Source organism: Pseudomonas sp. B10(2017) (assembly GCF_002113295.1).
Classification (GTDB): domain Bacteria; phylum Pseudomonadota; class Gammaproteobacteria; order Pseudomonadales; family Pseudomonadaceae; genus Aquipseudomonas; species Aquipseudomonas pudica.
Map to the genome: position 1 here is coordinate 1 of NZ_NEJU01000006.1, position 15,769 is coordinate 15,769.

General features: G+C 65.5%; 16 protein-coding genes. 4 read left to right on the top strand and 12 right to left on the bottom strand.

Annotated elements, in window-relative coordinates; all coding sequences use genetic code 11:
• Nucleotides 1–230: 230 nt before the first annotated feature.
• The 5 genes from purT to CAF92_RS09585 form a co-directional block, all read right to left on the bottom strand.
• A complete protein-coding gene (gene purT, locus CAF92_RS09565) occupies nt 231–1,412 on the bottom strand; it encodes a formate-dependent phosphoribosylglycinamide formyltransferase (RefSeq protein WP_025337909.1) in 1,182 nt (393 codons plus the stop codon).
• A 76-nt stretch (nt 1,413–1,488) separates the two neighbouring features.
• Nucleotides 1,489–1,956, bottom strand: a complete 468-nt coding sequence (locus CAF92_RS09570) for a VUT family protein (protein WP_085600528.1) — start codon at nt 1,954–1,956, stop codon at nt 1,489–1,491.
• Between the two features lie 97 nt (nt 1,957–2,053).
• On the bottom strand, nt 2,054–2,254 hold the full coding sequence (locus tag CAF92_RS09575; RefSeq protein ID WP_085600530.1) for a DUF1289 domain-containing protein: 201 nt from the start codon (nt 2,252–2,254) through the stop codon (nt 2,054–2,056).
• Entirely contained in the window at nt 2,247–2,771 is a 525-nt protein-coding gene (locus CAF92_RS09580) for a gamma carbonic anhydrase family protein (protein ID WP_015269134.1), read from the bottom strand. The genes CAF92_RS09575 and CAF92_RS09580 overlap by 8 nt, the downstream gene beginning before the upstream one ends.
• 44 nt (nt 2,772–2,815) lie before the next feature.
• The gene (locus CAF92_RS09585) at nt 2,816–3,415 is read right to left on the bottom strand and encodes a CoA pyrophosphatase (protein ID WP_003252125.1); all 600 of its coding nucleotides are present in this window, start codon (nt 3,413–3,415) and stop codon (nt 2,816–2,818) included.
• 124 nt (nt 3,416–3,539) lie between these two features.
• On the opposite strand from CAF92_RS09585, the gene CAF92_RS09590 reads away from it, so the two are divergent.
• From CAF92_RS09590 to CAF92_RS09605, 4 genes are all read left to right on the top strand, one after another.
• A complete protein-coding gene (locus CAF92_RS09590; RefSeq protein ID WP_085600532.1) occupies nt 3,540–4,091 on the top strand; it encodes an NUDIX hydrolase in 552 nt (183 codons plus the stop codon).
• Nucleotides 4,092–4,113: 22 nt separating this feature from the next.
• A complete protein-coding gene (locus CAF92_RS09595) occupies nt 4,114–4,668 on the top strand; it encodes a murein L,D-transpeptidase family protein (RefSeq protein ID WP_085600534.1) in 555 nt (184 codons plus the stop codon).
• Nucleotides 4,669–4,828: 160 nt separating this feature from the next.
• Nucleotides 4,829–6,511: a ShlB/FhaC/HecB family hemolysin secretion/activation protein gene (locus CAF92_RS09600; protein ID WP_085600536.1), complete on the top strand. Its 1,683-nt coding sequence runs from the start codon at nt 4,829–4,831 to the stop codon at nt 6,509–6,511.
• Between the two features lie 27 nt (nt 6,512–6,538).
• The gene (locus tag CAF92_RS09605; protein ID WP_085600538.1) at nt 6,539–11,065 is read left to right on the top strand and encodes a hemagglutinin repeat-containing protein; all 4,527 of its coding nucleotides are present in this window, start codon (nt 6,539–6,541) and stop codon (nt 11,063–11,065) included.
• Nucleotides 11,066–11,168: 103 nt separating this feature from the next.
• Here the strand turns inward: CAF92_RS09605 and CAF92_RS09610 are convergent, their stop codons facing one another.
• The 7 genes from CAF92_RS09610 to gspG form a co-directional block, all read right to left on the bottom strand.
• On the bottom strand, nt 11,169–11,828 hold the full coding sequence (locus CAF92_RS09610) for a general secretion pathway protein GspN (protein WP_085600540.1): 660 nt from the start codon (nt 11,826–11,828) through the stop codon (nt 11,169–11,171).
• Nucleotides 11,825–12,211, bottom strand: coding sequence for a type II secretion system protein GspM (gene gspM / locus CAF92_RS09615; protein ID WP_046616075.1), 387 nt, complete (start codon nt 12,209–12,211; stop codon nt 11,825–11,827). The genes CAF92_RS09610 and gspM overlap by 4 nt, the downstream gene beginning before the upstream one ends.
• Nucleotides 12,208–13,284: a type II secretion system protein GspL gene (gspL, locus tag CAF92_RS09620; RefSeq protein ID WP_085600733.1), complete on the bottom strand. Its 1,077-nt coding sequence runs from the start codon at nt 13,282–13,284 to the stop codon at nt 12,208–12,210. The genes gspM and gspL overlap by 4 nt, the downstream gene beginning before the upstream one ends.
• Nucleotides 13,281–13,952, bottom strand: coding sequence for a prepilin-type N-terminal cleavage/methylation domain-containing protein (locus CAF92_RS09625; protein WP_085600542.1), 672 nt, complete (start codon nt 13,950–13,952; stop codon nt 13,281–13,283). Before CAF92_RS09625 ends, gspL begins: the two co-directional genes overlap by 4 nt.
• A gap of 566 nt (nt 13,953–14,518) precedes the next feature.
• Nucleotides 14,519–14,887: a type II secretion system protein GspI gene (locus CAF92_RS09650; protein WP_046617218.1), complete on the bottom strand. Its 369-nt coding sequence runs from the start codon at nt 14,885–14,887 to the stop codon at nt 14,519–14,521.
• On the bottom strand, nt 14,884–15,321 hold the full coding sequence (gspH, locus tag CAF92_RS09655; RefSeq protein WP_085600544.1) for a type II secretion system minor pseudopilin GspH: 438 nt from the start codon (nt 15,319–15,321) through the stop codon (nt 14,884–14,886). Before gspH ends, CAF92_RS09650 begins: the two co-directional genes overlap by 4 nt.
• A gap of 3 nt (nt 15,322–15,324) precedes the next feature.
• Nucleotides 15,325–15,759 carry a type II secretion system major pseudopilin GspG gene (gene gspG / locus CAF92_RS09660; protein WP_013971171.1) on the bottom strand — a complete coding sequence of 145 codons (435 nt, stop codon included), beginning with the start codon at nt 15,757–15,759 and terminating at the stop codon, nt 15,325–15,327.
• Between the last annotated feature and the right edge of the window lie 10 nt (nt 15,760–15,769).

Sequence of the window (15,769 nt, forward strand, 5' to 3'; positions counted from 1 at the left end):
CGTGATCCCTGTGGGAGCGGGTTACCCGCGAAGAAGACACCGCGATGGATGGCACGGGCTTCGCCCGTGTTCGCGGGCAAGCCCGCTCCCACAGGGATCACGCCAGCTTTTAGAAATTGAGCAAGACAGTTGCTCCCACAAGGCCTCCACAGCCCTCAAGCCTTGTGCAGTTCCTGGGGGAGCTGGCTTGCCGGCGAAAGGGCCGCAACGCGACCCCTTACGATCCCGGATCAGAACTCGACCTTGACCGCCTGCGAAGCACGGGTCGCCTTGGCACGCGCCGCTTCGACCGACTCATCACGCGCCAGGCACACGCCCATGCGGCGGGTACCGTTGATTTCCGGCTTGCCGAACAGGCGAATGGCAGTATCCGGCTCACTCAGCGCCGCACCCAGGTTGGCAAAGCTGGTCTGCTGCGACTGCCCCTCGGGCAGGATCACCGCCGAAGCCGAAGGGCCGAACTGGCGCACTACCGGAATCGGCAGGCCAAGAATGGCGCGGGCATGCAGGGCAAACTGCGACAGGTCCTGGGAAATCAGGGTCACCAGGCCAGTGTCATGCGGGCGTGGCGAGACTTCGCTGAACCACACCTGGTCGCCCTTCACGAACAGTTCCACGCCAAACAGGCCACGACCGCCCAGGGCATCGGTGACCGCCTTGGCCACCCGCTGCGACTCGGCCAGGGCCTTGGGGCTCATGGCCTGCGGCTGCCACGATTCCTGGTAGTCGCCCTTCTCCTGGCGGTGGCCGACAGGCTCGAGGAAGGTGGTGCCGCCGACGTGTCGCACGGTCAGCAGGGTAATTTCGTATTCGAAGTCGATGAAGCCCTCGACGATGACCCGGCCTTTGCCGGCGCGGCCACCTTCCTGGGCGTAGTCCCACGACTTCTGTAGGTCGGCATCGCTGCGCAGCAGGCTCTGGCCCTTGCCCGACGAGCTCATCACCGGCTTGACCACGCACGGGTAGCCGACATCGGCCACGGCCTTGGCGTAGTCTTCATAGGTGTCGGCGAAGTGGTACGGCGAGGTAGGCAGGTCCAGCTCTTCGGCGGCCAGGCGGCGGATGCCTTCGCGGTTCATGGTGAGCTGGGTGGCGCGAGCGGTCGGCACCACGTTGAAACCTTCGTTTTCCAGCTCGACCAAGGTGGCGGTGGCGATGGCTTCGATTTCAGGGACGATGTAGTGCGGCTTCTCGGCCTCGATTACCGCGCGCAGGGCCACGCCATCGAGCATGTTGACCACGTGGCTGCGGTGCGCCACCTGCATTGCCGGGGCATTGGCGTAGCGGTCGACGGCGATCACTTCGACGCCCAGGCGCTGCAGCTCGATCACCACTTCCTTGCCCAGCTCGCCACAGCCGCAGAGCAGTACACGGGTCGCAGTGGGCGACAATGGGGTTCCGATACGGGTCATTTCAGGTCCTCGAAGGCGTCCGGGGCCGCACCAGGCTTGGCGCCGCCCGCTGAAAAAGGACCGCTATTCTACACCATCAACCCGCCACGGCGGCCCGCCGGGCGCGAAATGCCATGGCCAGCCACACGGCGGTGACACCGACGAATTTCGAGGCCATGGCGGTGCCGATCACGGCTGGGGTCAGGGCGCCGATCATGCCAAAGAAGATGAAGGTGTCCACCGGGATGCTCAGCGCCGAACTCAGCCACAGGCGGTCGCGCAACGGCCGGCGAGTGATGCTGAAGACCAGCCAGTCGATCAGTTCGGAAATGAAGAACGCGGTGGCGCTGGCCAGGGCGATGGCCGGCTCCGAAGTGACATAGGACAGCACCAGCGCCGCCAGCATGGCGACCAGGGCGCCATGGCCGAAGCGGGTCTGCACCATGTCGCGCAGGATGAACACCAGGCCGCCCCAGGCAGACCAGATGATGTCCAGGTGTGGCGCGCTGGAGAAGGCGTAGTTGATCAGCACTACGCTGCTGATGTAGGCAATCAGATAGAACATGGCGGGTAGTCTGTGGGCAAGCCGCACAGATTACCGCTGGCTTCATCCGCAGGCAACGGTACTCCCTGGAGGAGCGGCGATGAAGCCGACAAGGTGTCTAGCATCCAATAATCAGGCCGGCAGCTACTGCCCTTTCATGGCACAGCTTCAGCACCGCCCGGCGCTCGTCGTTGTCCATCCGCCCCCAGCGGCTGATTTCCGCCACGGTTCGCTGGCAACCGGTGCAGATATCCTGCTCGTCCAGCGCACAGATACTCACGCACGGCGAGGCCACCGGCCGCTCCACGACATCACTCATCGTCAACCACCAACTCTCGCGCATAGCGCTGGGCATTGTGCACGTAATGCGCGGCACTGGCTTCGAGCATGCGCTTCTGCTGTTCGGTCAGCTCGCGCACCACCTTGCCCGGCGAGCCCATCACCAGCGAACCGTCGGGGATCTCCTTGCCTTCTGCAATCAGCGCATTGGCGCCGATGATGCAATGCTTGCCGATGCGCGCGCCATTGAGTATCACCGCATTGATGCCTACCAGGCTGTAGTCGCCCACCGTGCAACCATGCAGCATGGCGTTGTGGCCAACGGTCACGCCTTTGCCCAGGGTCAGCGGCGAGCCCATGTCGGTGTGCATCACCGTGCCATCCTGCACGTTGCTGCCCTCGCCAATGTCGATCAGCTCGTTGTCCCCGCGCAGCACCGCGCCAAACCACACGCTGGCATCGGCCTGCAGGCGCACCTTGCCGATCAGCGTGGCGTTGGGTGCGGCCCAACTGGTGGGGTGACTCTCGACCCGCAGGTCGCCCAGGCGGTATTTCATGCTTGCTCCTCAGGCTGCAACGCAGACGACGGGGTTGGCCCCGCTCAGTTTTCGATGTAACGCTCAGGGGGCTGGTGCAGGCTGATGCCGGCATCGAACAGCAGGTTGACCAGTTCGACGATCATGATCGCCGACAACCCCCAGATCTTGTATTCGCCATAGCGATAGCTGGGCACATACCAGCTGCGCCCCTGATAATCGATACGGTGGGTATGGTCGCGCGGGTCCTGGCGAAAGAATTCCAGCGGCACGGTGAATACTGCCGCGATCTCTGCATCATTGGCACGGTATTCGACAAAATCGGGGATGAGCCCGACGAATGGCGTCACTTTCAGGCCGTGCAGCGAAATCAGCGGGCTGAGCGGGCCGATCACTTCCACGAGGCCTGGTGGCAGGCCGATTTCTTCCTCCGCTTCACGCAGCGCGGTGAACACCAGGTCCGGATCTTCCGGGTCGCGGCGGCCACCGGGAAAAGCCACTTCGCCGCCGTGGGTGGACAGGCCCTTGGCGCGCAGGGTCAGGACCAGTTCGGGCGCTTCGCTGCGGGTAATGGGCAAGAGGACCGCCGCTTCAGGGAACCGCCGGTCGGTTTCCAGTGATGCGGGTTGGTGGTTGCTCATTCGGCGAAGTAGCTCGTCCAGCATTGCGCACGCTCGTATCCAAGGCCTGCCTTGCATGATGCACCAAAGGCGCGAAGCACCCAAGCCCCGTGCGCTTGCGGCAGCACGGCCGGCGCGCCAAGATAGCCCAGAGCAAAAGGAACGACACATGAAATTCTGCAGCGCGTGCGGCCAACCGGTCACTCAGCGGATCCCCGAGGGCGACAGCCGCCTGCGGTATGTCTGCGAGTTTTGCCAGACCATCCACTACCAGAACCCCAACATCGTCGCCGGCGTATTGCCGACCTGGGGCAGCCAGGTGCTGCTGTGCCGGCGCGCCATCGAGCCACGTAGCGGTTTCTGGACCCTGCCTGCCGGTTTCATGGAGAACGGCGAAACCCTGGACCAGGCCGCCCGTCGCGAAACCGTCGAGGAGGCCTGCGCCCGGGTCGGCAGCATGAGCCTGTACCAGCTGTTCGACCTGCCGCACATCAACCAGGTGCACGTGTTCTTCCGCGCCGAGCTGGCGGACCTTGATTTCGCTGTCGGAGTCGAAAGCCTGGAAGTGCGGCTGTTCGAGGAACATGAGATACCGTGGGGCGAGCTGGCTTTCCGCACCGTCACTCGCACACTAGAATGCTACTATCGCGACCGCATCGGGCAGCACTACCCCATAGGCCATGAATACCTGCCGCCGATGAACGTCTCGCCCATTACCTAGAAGCCTTCAGGGATACCGTTACATGCGCTGGTTGTTTGCCCTTTTCTGCCTTTGCGTTACCTCGGTGTCCCAGGCGGCCTTCACCGAGACCATCATCCGCAAGCCCCAGCCGGCAGCGCAAACACCTTCGCCTTCACAGCAGGCCATGCAACCGCTGATCGACAAGGTACTGGTGATCAAGTCCGAGCGTCGCCTGCAGTTGATCAGCCGTGGCGAGCCGCTGAAAACCTACCGCATCTCGCTGGGCAAGCAGCCCAAGGGCGCCAAGGAGCGCGAAGGCGACAAGAAAACCCCCGAGGGCCTGTACTGGCTGGACTGGCGCAAGCAGAGCGACCGCTTCAACCTGGCCATGCACATCAATTACCCGAACATCACCGATGCCGCCCGTGCCTCCCGTGAAGGGGTGAGTGCCGGCAGCATGATCATGATCCATGGTACGCCGATCAACGACGAGTATCCGGAGTGGTACTTCCACACCCTGGACTGGACGGATGGGTGTATTGCCATGCGCAACCGCGACATGCAGGAAGTGTGGGACCTGGTGCGGGATGGCACGTTGATCGAAATTCGGCCCTGATAGCGGGCCTTTCAACTGATGCTGTAGGAAGCTTCCCACCATCAGGCAAGAACGCGCCTTACAAGCGCTTAGGCTGGGTACTGCATCCAGGCGAACCCCATAATTTTTAGCATCCACGCAGACGAGTACGAGATCCGTACATCATTTGCGGGGTGCTTCAATGCCGTTCCACATTCACCGCGCCACCTGCTGGGCGCTCACCTGCTGCCTGTCCGGTTTGCTGGCCGCGCCCCAGGTGCTGGCCAACGACCCCGCCAGCCAGCAACTGCGCGATCAGCAGCGCGGTCTGCAACAGCTGGAACAGCAACAGCGGCTGGAACGCTGGCAGCGTCAGCCCGCCCCGGCCAAGAACCCCGACACTACCGCCCCCCTCCCGCACGACCAGCGCTGCTGGGCCATCAGCGGCGTACGCGTGGCCGGCAACCGCAAGCTTTCCGACTCGGCGCTGACGCCAACCCTTCGCCGGTTCGTCACCCCGTGCATGGACATCGCGAAAATCAACGGGCTGCTTAAAGCCATCACCCAGCGCTATGTGCAGGCCGGTTACCCGACCAGCCGGCCTTACCTGCAGCAACCACCACAAGACGGCGCACCGCTGGACCTGGTCATCGTCGAGGGGTTCGTCGAGTCCATCGAACTGGCGGGCCCCGATTTGCCCCTGTCCCTCTCAGGCGCCTTTCCCGGCCTGCTCGGGCAGCCACTGTACCTGCCAGACCTGGAACAAGGCCTCGACCAGCTCAACCGCCTGCGCGCTTATGACCTGTCCGCAGCCTTGCTGCCCGGCGAACTGCAGGGCGGCACCCGAGTTGTCGTGCAGCCGCGCAAGGTGGCCTCGCGCGGGCACCTGGACAGCCGCTTCGACAACCGCGGCAGCGACCTGACCGGGCGTCATCGCCTGAACCTCGGCTTCGGTCTGGACAGCCCGCTGGGCCTCAATGATGACCTGCGCCTGTCGCTGAACGGCACGGTGCTCGACGCGCCTGGGCAAAGCCAAGGCGTCTCGCTGTACTACAGCATCCCCTACGGCGCCTGGGCCTTCGCGCTCAGCGCCAGCGAGCTGCGTTACGAGGCGCCGCTCCCCCACAGCCGCCAGGTAGCAGACGGCAGCAGCAGCTACCAGGGCCTGAGCGTCGAGCGGGTGCTGTGGCGCAACCAGCAAGGCATGCTCAGCGCCAGCGCCCGGCTGGACCGCAAGCAAATGGTCAACCGCAGCGCCGGCGCGGTGATCGTCCAGCAGAGCCCCACCCTGGTCTCCGTGGAAGCGGGTATCAACCTGCTGTGGCTGGAAACAGGCCTGTGGAATGGCTACCTCGGTGTCGCCCAGGGAATCGACGCCTTTGGTGCCGACCGCTCGCCGTTGGGAGCAGAACGCCTGCGCCCGGATTTTCGCAAGTACCGCGCCAACCTGCTGCACCTGCGCCAGGGCCCGGCCAGCCACCCATGGCGCTGGCAGAGCGAACTGGCTCTGCAATACAGCAGTGACCCGTTACCCGCTGTCGAGCAGTTGCTGGTCAGCGACGATTCGGCCGTGCGCGGGTTTCGCCTGCGTACCTACTCCGGTGCCAGCAGCGCCGTCTGGCGCAACACCGTCAGTCAGCCGCTACCGGAAGGCTGGACCGCTCCCCTGCAAGTACGCCCCTACATCGGCCTGGACCTTGGCTGGACCCGCAACGCCGAAGGCAAGCCTTCACAACGCCTTGCCGGGACCACCGCCGGCGCCGAACTGAGCCTGCCCGGCAGCCACCTGCGCCTGGGCTACCAACGCGCGCTGTACGCCAGCGACCTGCCCCGCCCGCTGCTGGAGCCTGGCTTCTGGGTGGTGGAACTGGCCCTGAACATCTGATTCACCCACAACAAAGAGAACGAGAACATGCAAACACTCTCGCAGTCACCGTCTACCCGCCCGGACACCTTGCGCTGGGCCATCTTCCTCGCCCTGCTCGGGCCCGGCACCGCTCTGGCCCAGGGCGGCCTTACAGCAACCAGCGGCCCCGGCGGCACACCGGTCATCAACGATGGGCATGGCGTCCCGGTCATCAATATTGTCGCGCCAAACGCCAACGGACTGTCGCATAACCAGTTCCTCGACTACAACGTGGATCGCTCCGGGGTGGTTCTGAACAATGCCACCCAGGCCGGGCAGTCGGAATTGGCCGGTGCCCTGGCGGCCAACCCGCAATTCCAGGGCCAGGCGGCCTCGACCATTCTCAACGAGGTGGTCAGCCGCAACGCCTCGCTGATCGAAGGGCCGCAGGAAATCTTCGGCCGCCCGGCCGACTACATCCTGGCCAACCCCAATGGCATCACCCTCAACGGCGGCAGTTTCATCAACACCACACGCGCCGGTTTCGTGGTGGGCACCCCCGAGTTCGAGGGCCAGCGACTGAAGTACCTCGACACGATCAACGCCAGCGGTACCCTGAAAGTGCTCGAGGGCGGCCAGCGCAACCCCAACGGCGCCCTCGAACTTATTGCCCCACGCGTAGACAGCAAAGGGCTGCTGATGGCGCGCAACTCAATCGATATCACCGTCGGTCGCAACCGCATCGACAGCACCAGCGGCGAATTTCTCGAACACCTGCCGGGCACTCCGTCCAGCATCGATGCCAGCCTGTTCGGCGCCATGCGTGCCGGGCGCATTCGCGTGGTGAGCACCGCAGAAGGTGCCGGGGTGCGTGTGGGGGCATCGCAATTGCTGGGTATCGACGGGGTCGACATCCAGTCGGCCGGCGCGCTGCAGGTAAGCGGCAAGGCCGACAACCCCGTCGAACTGCACAGCGAACAGGGCGATCTGCGGCTCACCGCTGCCGATGGCCTGACACTTGAAACCGTTGATGGGCAGGCTCGGCGAATCGAGGCCAAGGCCGGCAAGAAGCTCACGCTGGATGCCACGACTCGCGAAAACATCGAACGCGACAGCGACAGCTGGAACAAGAAGTTCCTGTTCGTCACCCGCGAAACCTACAACCGCGAAACAACCACCACCCAGCAGCAGCAACAGGGCAGCAGCTTGCAAGGCAAGGACGGCGTGCTGCTGCAATCCGCTGACGACATGCGCCTGGTGGCGGCCAAGGTGGATGCTGGCAATGAGCTGACCCTCGACAGCGGCGCCAACCTGGCCATCGCTGCCGGCATCGACAGCCAGCACACCGAAGAGCAGGTTCGCCACCGCAAGGACTTGTGGCGCGGTGACAGCGATACAGACCAATTCAAGGAAACCGCACAAGGCAGTGCGCTACAGGCCCAGCGCATGACGCTGAAGGCCAGGAATTCCGTCGATGTGAAGGGCAGCAGCCTGCAAAGCCGCGGCGACATGGCGATCGAAGCCAAGGAGGCAAACATTGGTACCACCGCCCTGCAGGAGCGCGGTACCCGGCGCGACTATCGTGGCGACCTGGTATCCGGCACCTTCTTTGGCGACCGCAAGGGTAACGACAGCGAAGGCCAGGCCGTTGCCGGTAGCAGTGTCACGACGGACGGCAAGCTGGCCGTGACAGCTGACCAGGTGGCCATCAAGGGCAGTACCGTGCACGGCAAGAAGGACGCGCTGCTCTACAGCACGAAAGGTGCACTGGCCATCGAAGCCGACCATTGCCGCACCACCTCCACCGACCGTACCAGCGACAGCAAGCTGTTCGGCCTGATTGGCAGCGACCACGAGAGCACCGACCGTACACAGCAGGTACTGACCAGCGACGTCGGCTCGGCCACCAATCTGCGCCTGGCCAGCGCCGAGGAAATGCGCATCCAGGGCGCCAAGGTTGCAGCGGGCGGGCACCTGCAGGTAGAGGCCAAGGGGGACCTGCTGATTACCAGCGCGCAAGCGGTTGACGAGCGCGAAACCCGCAACCAGCAACGTGGTTTCAGCACCAGCGCCAAGCAGACCCAGGAAGCCGAGGATGGCAAGCCAGAGTCCCGGCAGTACTCGGCCGGCATTGCCTATGATGTCGCCACCACCAGCAGCAGGCAGCGTGCCACCAGCCAGGTTGTCAGTGAGCTCGAGGGCACTTCGGTGAGCCTTGGCAGCAAGGCTCACCTGCAAGTCAACGGCGCCACGGTGAAGGCCGCCGCAGGCGACCTCGATATGCAGGCTCGAAAGGTGACCCTGGGTGCAACCCGCAATGACCATGACACCACCACCAGCACCACCCACAGTGGCGGCGGTTTGACGGTAACCGGCGGCATCGACCGGCTGGGCAGCTTGTTCGAAGGCCATCACAACCGCCAGGTGCAGGCCGAACGCGACAGCAAGGTGCAACGCAGCACATTGCAGGCCAGCGGCGACCTGAAGATTACTGGCGATGAACTGGTCACCGAGGCCGCACACGTCAAGGCTGGCAACGCACTGCAAGTAACTGCCAAACGCATCGACAACCGCGCGGTACAGGATACCGACGAAACTGAACAAAGCCGTGGCGACTGGTCGGGCAGCCTCGGCGCCAGTGTCGAGTACCGCGACCTTACTCGCCCCATCGAACGCCTGGTACTGGGCGAAGAAGCCGCGCGCTTCCAGCAAGCCTCCCCCGAAGACGCCATGGCGCCACCCAGCGTTGGCGCCGACATGACCGTGGAACACCTCAAGCGCCTGGAAAACCAGCGCCGCGGCTTTGCCCAGGTGAGCGAGTTGTCCGGGGCCAAGGTCGAAGTCAAGGCCGAGAACATCACCGACCAGGGCACCGCCTGGCGCGCCAACGCTGGCAAGCTGCAGATCGAGGCCCGGCAACACCAGATGCAGGCAGCCGAGAACACCCAGGAAAATACCGTGCAACGCCTGGCCTACGGCGGCGATGTGCGCCTGGACACCAGCACCGGCGAAGACCTGAATGTGCGCGCCGCCGGCAAAGGCGGCTCGCTGGACAAGAAGGACACCGCCAGCAGCGCCGCCCCCGGCAGCCTGTATGGGCAACAGGGCATCCAGGTGCAACTGGGCAGCTCTGGTCGTTATGAAGGGACGCGCATCGATGGCGGTGAAGGCAGCGTGGTCATGAGCAGCGCCGGTTCGCTGGCATTGCCACAGGCAAATGATCAGGCCGAACAGCAGTCCCGCCAGCTCGACGGCAATGCCTGGGCCAAGGTCGGCAACCGCCCGGGCAGCACCGGTGTCGATGGCCGAGGCTACCTCGACCACGGGCAGAGCCAGAGTACACAGCGCAAGGCTCAGGTGGCGCAGATCGACGCCAAGGGCCAGGTAAAGCTGAGCAGTGGCGGCGACCTTGTGCTCGAAGGCACCCGCATTGGCAGCCGTGAGGCCAAGACCGGCGACATTCAACTGCAAAGCGGCGGTCGGCTGCAGGTCAAGGCGGCCAGCGATACCCAGAACGCTAACGGCGCCAAGATGGGCGGCGGCGCGGAGCTGGCGGTCAAGGCTGGCAACATCACGGGCGGCGCCATCGGCGGCCACTTCAGCCATGGCAAGCAGGACGAAGAGGCACGCCAGGCGGTGAATGCCGCGTTCGCCAGCAACGGCACACTGAAGCTGGGCAGCAGCGCCCGCGAGGATATCGCCCTGCACCTTGAGGGCCTGCAGGCCTCGGCCGAACAGATAACCCTCGACGCATCGAATGGCGGCATGCTGGTGGAAGCATCGTCCAGCCAGGAGCGGCGTGACAACCTCGACATCACCGCCGGGGCCGGCTTCGACATGGCCGAGGGCGCGCTGGACACCCGCGGTCTGCATGGCCGCCTCAAGGTGGATCTCGACAAGCGCGACAACCTCACCTTGAATGCCAGCGACCTGCGCGCCGAGCGCATCGACCTGCAAAGCCGTGGCGATACCCGCCTCGAAGGCGTCACCCTGGAAACGGGGCGTATCAAGGGAGTGATCGACGGCGACCTGCGCATCGCCAGCCGCAAGGACAACGTCAATACCTTGAGCGTGAAAGGCGATGCCCGGCTGAGCCAGGAGAAAAACCCGCGGGGCTACGTCAACGCGGCCACTTCGGTGGCAGGGCCGCTGGGGAGCAAGGTTGAGAAGAAAGCTGGCTCCGTGCTGAGCAAGGCAGACCCGGGGCTTTCGCCCACCTTCCGCCTCGACGTGTCGCACGCACAGCGCGACAGCGTAGGCCAGCAGGCCACGCTCAAAGGTAGCGACGGTATCGACCTGCAGGTCGGCGGCAATGCCCACCTGGTGGGTGCACGCCTGCAGTCGGCCAAGGGCGATGTGGTGCTCGACGCCAACTCGGTTACCCGGGAAACACTTAGCGGTAACGACTATCGTCGGGATGTGTCGATCGATGCGTCCAACTCACCGGTGGACTTGGGCACGGCGATGGCCGAGCTAGCCAAGGGCAAGGGTGCGGCGGATGGGGAAAATGCACTGGACCTGGGGTTGTTGAGGACCAGTGGGCACAATCGCAGTGAGCAGTGGGCTTCGAGTGTGCAGGGCAAGAAAAACTGAAGCAGGCGCCACGCTGGAGGGCACGGGCTTCGTGCCCTCTTTCAGCATTTGGGCCAGACAGTTGATTGGTTGTAGGAGCCAGCTTGCCGGCGACAAAATCTATTTACCAGCGCAAGTCCCGCTGCCCTGCCAGCGCCTGCGGCCCAAGCCACTGCACACCACGCAGCAAAGGCGTCAGCGCCGCCTCCGGCTGCAACTTGACCATCACCTGCGCCCGGCGCGCTGGCAGGTCGGCATCCACGGCCAATTCATGCTGCCCCTGCTGCACCAACTGCCCGCGCAGGTGCCAGCCGCTGCGGCAGTCCATTTCCAGCCAGCCCTGCCCCAAGCCCAGTGACCAGGGCTCGCTCAAGGCAAGGTCGGTTACCGTCATGCGGCCTTCGCTGGCACGGCATTGCCGCCCTGCCCCCTGCATCCGCAACGTGCCCTGCCACTGGCCGGCCAAGCGGTAGTCCGTCGCCACCGTCGCCTGGGCCCCCATGGCCGTTGCCTCCAGCCGCCAGCGCCATGGCCAGCCTTCGGCGCGCAACTGCCAGGCCTGGCCCTGGAAGCCCAGCTGCGCGTTCGCCTGCAAGCGCCAAGGCTGCACCGCCCAACGCAATGGCCCGACTGGCCCCAGCTGCTGCGCCTGGCCCTGCCACAGGCTGCCGCTGACCTCACGCGCTGGCAGGCCTATCCCGCGCACCACCCAACTGGCCGGCAGCTCCACCAGCAATGTCACGGCGAAAACCGACATCACCCACGCGCCACTTATTCGGCTCATGGCCGCACCACCAGGTCGAAGTGCAAACCCTTTTCATGCTGTTCCAGCCCCCATTGCAGTGGCTGAGCACCTTCTGCACGCAGGCTTTGCAACCAGCCTTGCAGCACTCGCTCGTCGGCCACCTGCCCACGCAGTTGCCAGGCCTCGCCCTGCGCATCGACCTCAGCCAGTTCGATCTGCCGCGCCTGGGCCGACTGGCGCAGCCGCTCCAGGTTCAACCCCGGGCCGCCTTGCAGGCCTGCGGCCTGTTCGGCCAGCCCCCGCCACTGGCTGAGCTCGCGCCATTGCGCAAAGCCTGCACGCACGGCCAGGAACGCCAGCAAAAGCGCAATCAATGCCCAGGCGAACTTCAAACGATGACGCTGTATCCAGTCCCGGTTCATGAAGCTGCTCCCAGGTCGAACACCACTTGACCGTCCTGCACCTTGACCGAGGCCCCGGCAGCTGTCGCCATGTCGCTCCATGGCGGTGTACTACCCTCGCCCTCCAGCCGCAGGTGCCAGCGCTGGCCATCGAAGCGCACCGCTTGCACACGCCAGCCGGGATGATCACGCAGCCAGGCCTGCAACGCCGTCTGCAGGCCTTCGAGCTGGCGCGTGTGCAGTTGCTGCTGCAGTTCACTTTCGCGCAGGCGCTTGAGGGCCTGCGCAGCGTGCCGGGGGCTGGCCTGCTCACCGGTCACTGCGATGACCTGGCTGCGCCAGAGTTGCGCCTGGGCCCATTGCTTGCTCAACCACAGCCCGCCCCAGACGGCAGCCAGTACCAGGCAGGCAGCGAGCAGCCGTTGCTGCGGCCGGGACACCACCGGCAGCGAGCGCACCTTGCGGGTACGCTCGAACAGGCGGGGCAGTGTATCGAGCGGTGCCAGCGTACTGGGCCAGTCGCCGCTCAGCGAAACCTTTTGCAGCTCCGCCCACGGTTGCTGTGGCACCTCGCCCAATGCATCCGGCCAGGCCAGCCAGTGCTCCTGCCTGTCTTCGGCCAGCCCTTTGTACAAATACATGTCGGGTGTGCGCTGCCATTGCCAGGCATGTCCCACCTCGGGGGGCGGCAGCAGCTGTAGTTCGGCCCAGCACCGTGCCACCTGCAAGCCCCATTCGGCGCACTGCCCGCGCCAGTCGTCCAGTTGCTGACGGGCTACCACCAGCAACCGAAGGTGGCCGGGCTCACGAGCCAGGCAGGCACATGTCACTTCGTCGACGGTCTGCAGCAAACGGTCTTCGAGCAATAGCGGCCATTCTTCACGCTTGAGCCCGGGCGGTGCCGGCACGCGGAAATAGCTGCAGGCCTCGGCGGGCAGGATCAACGCCACACTGGCCTGCAGATTTGCCGGGGGCTCGCCCTGCCCATGGCGTTGCACGAGGCCGCCCTCGACCATCGCCCAGTGCCAGACAGCGCCCGGTCGCAGCAACAGCCACGTCCGGGCCGGGTTGCGCCGTCCCCATTCAAACTTCATGAGCGCCCCCACGGGAGGGCGAAGGTGCAGACATAGGGTGCTCCATCACGCTGCAGTTCAAGACGCACGCCACGGCCGGGGTGCGCAGGTTGGTCGGAAGGCCAGGCCTGCCAGCGGCCGCCCTGGTAATAAAGAACATTCATGGCGCTGACCCGGTCGAGCCGCTCGCGCTGAACCCAGCGGGGGGCGGCTGCGGCATAGAGGTCGGCCGAGCTTTCCAGCAGCAGGCGCTGCTCACGCGCCTCGAAGCGCAGGCGCTGGCGCTGCAGGCGCGAGCCGCCCTCGGCTTCCGGCATGCCGGTGCTGGCGACCCAGAGCAACTGGTTGCTTGCCGGTTGCCAGTCCAGCCAGCGGCTGGCCAAGGGCAGGCGCTGGTCGTATACACGGCGCATTACCGGGCTGTCGAAGCGACGCTCCAGGGCCAGGCAGAAGTCCAGCACCGAGGTTTCCTGCGTGGTGGCCTGCAGGCGCTCGCGAACCTTGAGCCAGCCGTTGACCAGGGCGGCGAGCATGATGCCGAGCACAACAGTAAGTGCCAGGGCGACCATCAGCTCGATCAGGGTAAGGCCGGCCTGGCGGTGCTTGCTCGGCTGGGTCCAAGGCCGACGGGTATGCGCCCTCTCTGTGGGAGCGGGCGCGCCCGCGAACACCGGCGAAGCCGGTGCCATACACAGAGTCGCCTGCTTCGCGGGTAAACCCGCTCCCACAGGGGCAGCACAAGCTTCACGATCTCTGTCACTCACGGCTGATCCAGGGGCAGGCACCTGCGCGGGGTGGAACCGGGCCTCTGTGGGAGCGGGTTCACCCGCGAACACCGGCGAAGCCGGTGCCATACACCGAGTCGCCGGCTTCGCGGGCATGCCCGCTCCCACAGGGGCAGCACAAGCTTCACGATCTCTGTAACTCATGGCGGATCCAGGGGCAGGCACCGGCGCGGGGTGGAACTGGGTCTCTGTGGGAGCGGGCGCGCCCTCGAACACCGGCGAAGCCGGTGCCATACACCGAGTCGCCGGCTTCGCGGGCAAACCCGCTCCCACAGGGGCAGCACAAGCTTCCCGATCTCTGTCACTCACGGCTGATCCAGAGGCAGGCAACTGCGCGGGGTGGAACCGGGCCTCTGTGGGAGCGGGCGCGCCCGCGAACACCGGCGAAGCCGGTGCCATACACAGAGTCGCCTGCTTCGCGGGCATGCCCGCTCCCACAGGGGCCGCGCAAGCTTCACGGTTTCTGTACCTCATGGCCGCTCCAGAAACACGGTGTACTGGCCTAGCGGCAGGCGCTGGTCGCGGTCGGCGAACAACAGCAGGTCGCCGCGGCGCAGGTCGCGTACGCCGGTGCGGCGTAGTTGCAGTTGCCAGTGGCAGCGCTGGCCGCCCTGGCTCAGCTCACCGCCAACCTGGTTTTCCGCCGGCCAGTACTGCTCGACGGCAAAGCGGGTTTGCAGTTCTCGCGCGCATAGCAGGCCAAGGCGGTGTTGCTGCAGGTTGTCCTGTACCGCCAGACGTTGGCGCAAAACCTGGCTAGTGATCACCGCCAGCACCGCGGCGATCGCCAGGGCTACGGTCACCTCCAGCAGGGTAAAGCCACGCTGATGCCGCTTCATGGGGCGACCACCACCTGCAAGCGGCCATCCCGGCTCCAGGCCCATTGCTGGCTGCCATCGGCCCAGCGCCAGTGCACGTTGCCCGGTTGCGCCCAGCCGTGCGGGGTGAACAACAGGCGCGGCTGCGGGCCGGCCGGCCAGTCCGGGCGCAGGCCCTTGGGCCAGTCGCCAAGGGCGGCTGCCTCGACCACCCAGCCATTACCTTCGCGCCGGACGAACTCCGGGCGCTGGCCATTCCAGCGCAGCCCGCGCAGCTGCCCGGCATGCCGGGCCAGCGCGGCCTGCGTCCGGGTCTCGCTTGCCAGCCGTTGCAGCGCCTGGTCGACACTGGCCTGGCTGTTGCCGAACCCGGCCACCGCCAATCCGGTCATCAGCCCGGCGATGGCCAGCACCACCAGCAGCTCGATCAGGCTGAAGCCCTGCTGACGGCGCACCCGTTACAGCTCCCAGTTACCCAGGTCGGCATCCTGGCCTTCGCCGCCCGGCAGGCCGTCAGCGCCCAGCGAGTACACGTCGACCCGGCCATGTTCGCCTGGCATGCGGTACTGGTACGGGGTGCCCCACGGGTCTTCCGGCAGGCGGCGCACGTAGCCGTCGCTGCGCCAGGCCCTTGGCAGCGGTTCCTGGGCCGGCTTTTTCACCAGCGCGGCCAGGCCCTGCTCGCTACTGGGGAAGCGCAGGTTGTCCAGGCGGTACATGTCCAGCGCCTGCTCCAGGGTGGCCAGGTCGGCCATGACCTTCTGCTTCATGGCCTTGTCCTGGTTGCCCAGCACGCTGGGCGCGACCACCGCGATCAGCAGGCCGATGATGAAGATCACCACCATGATTTCCATGAGGGTGAAACCGCGCTGGCGGTTACGTCGATGCTGCATGGCAGTACTC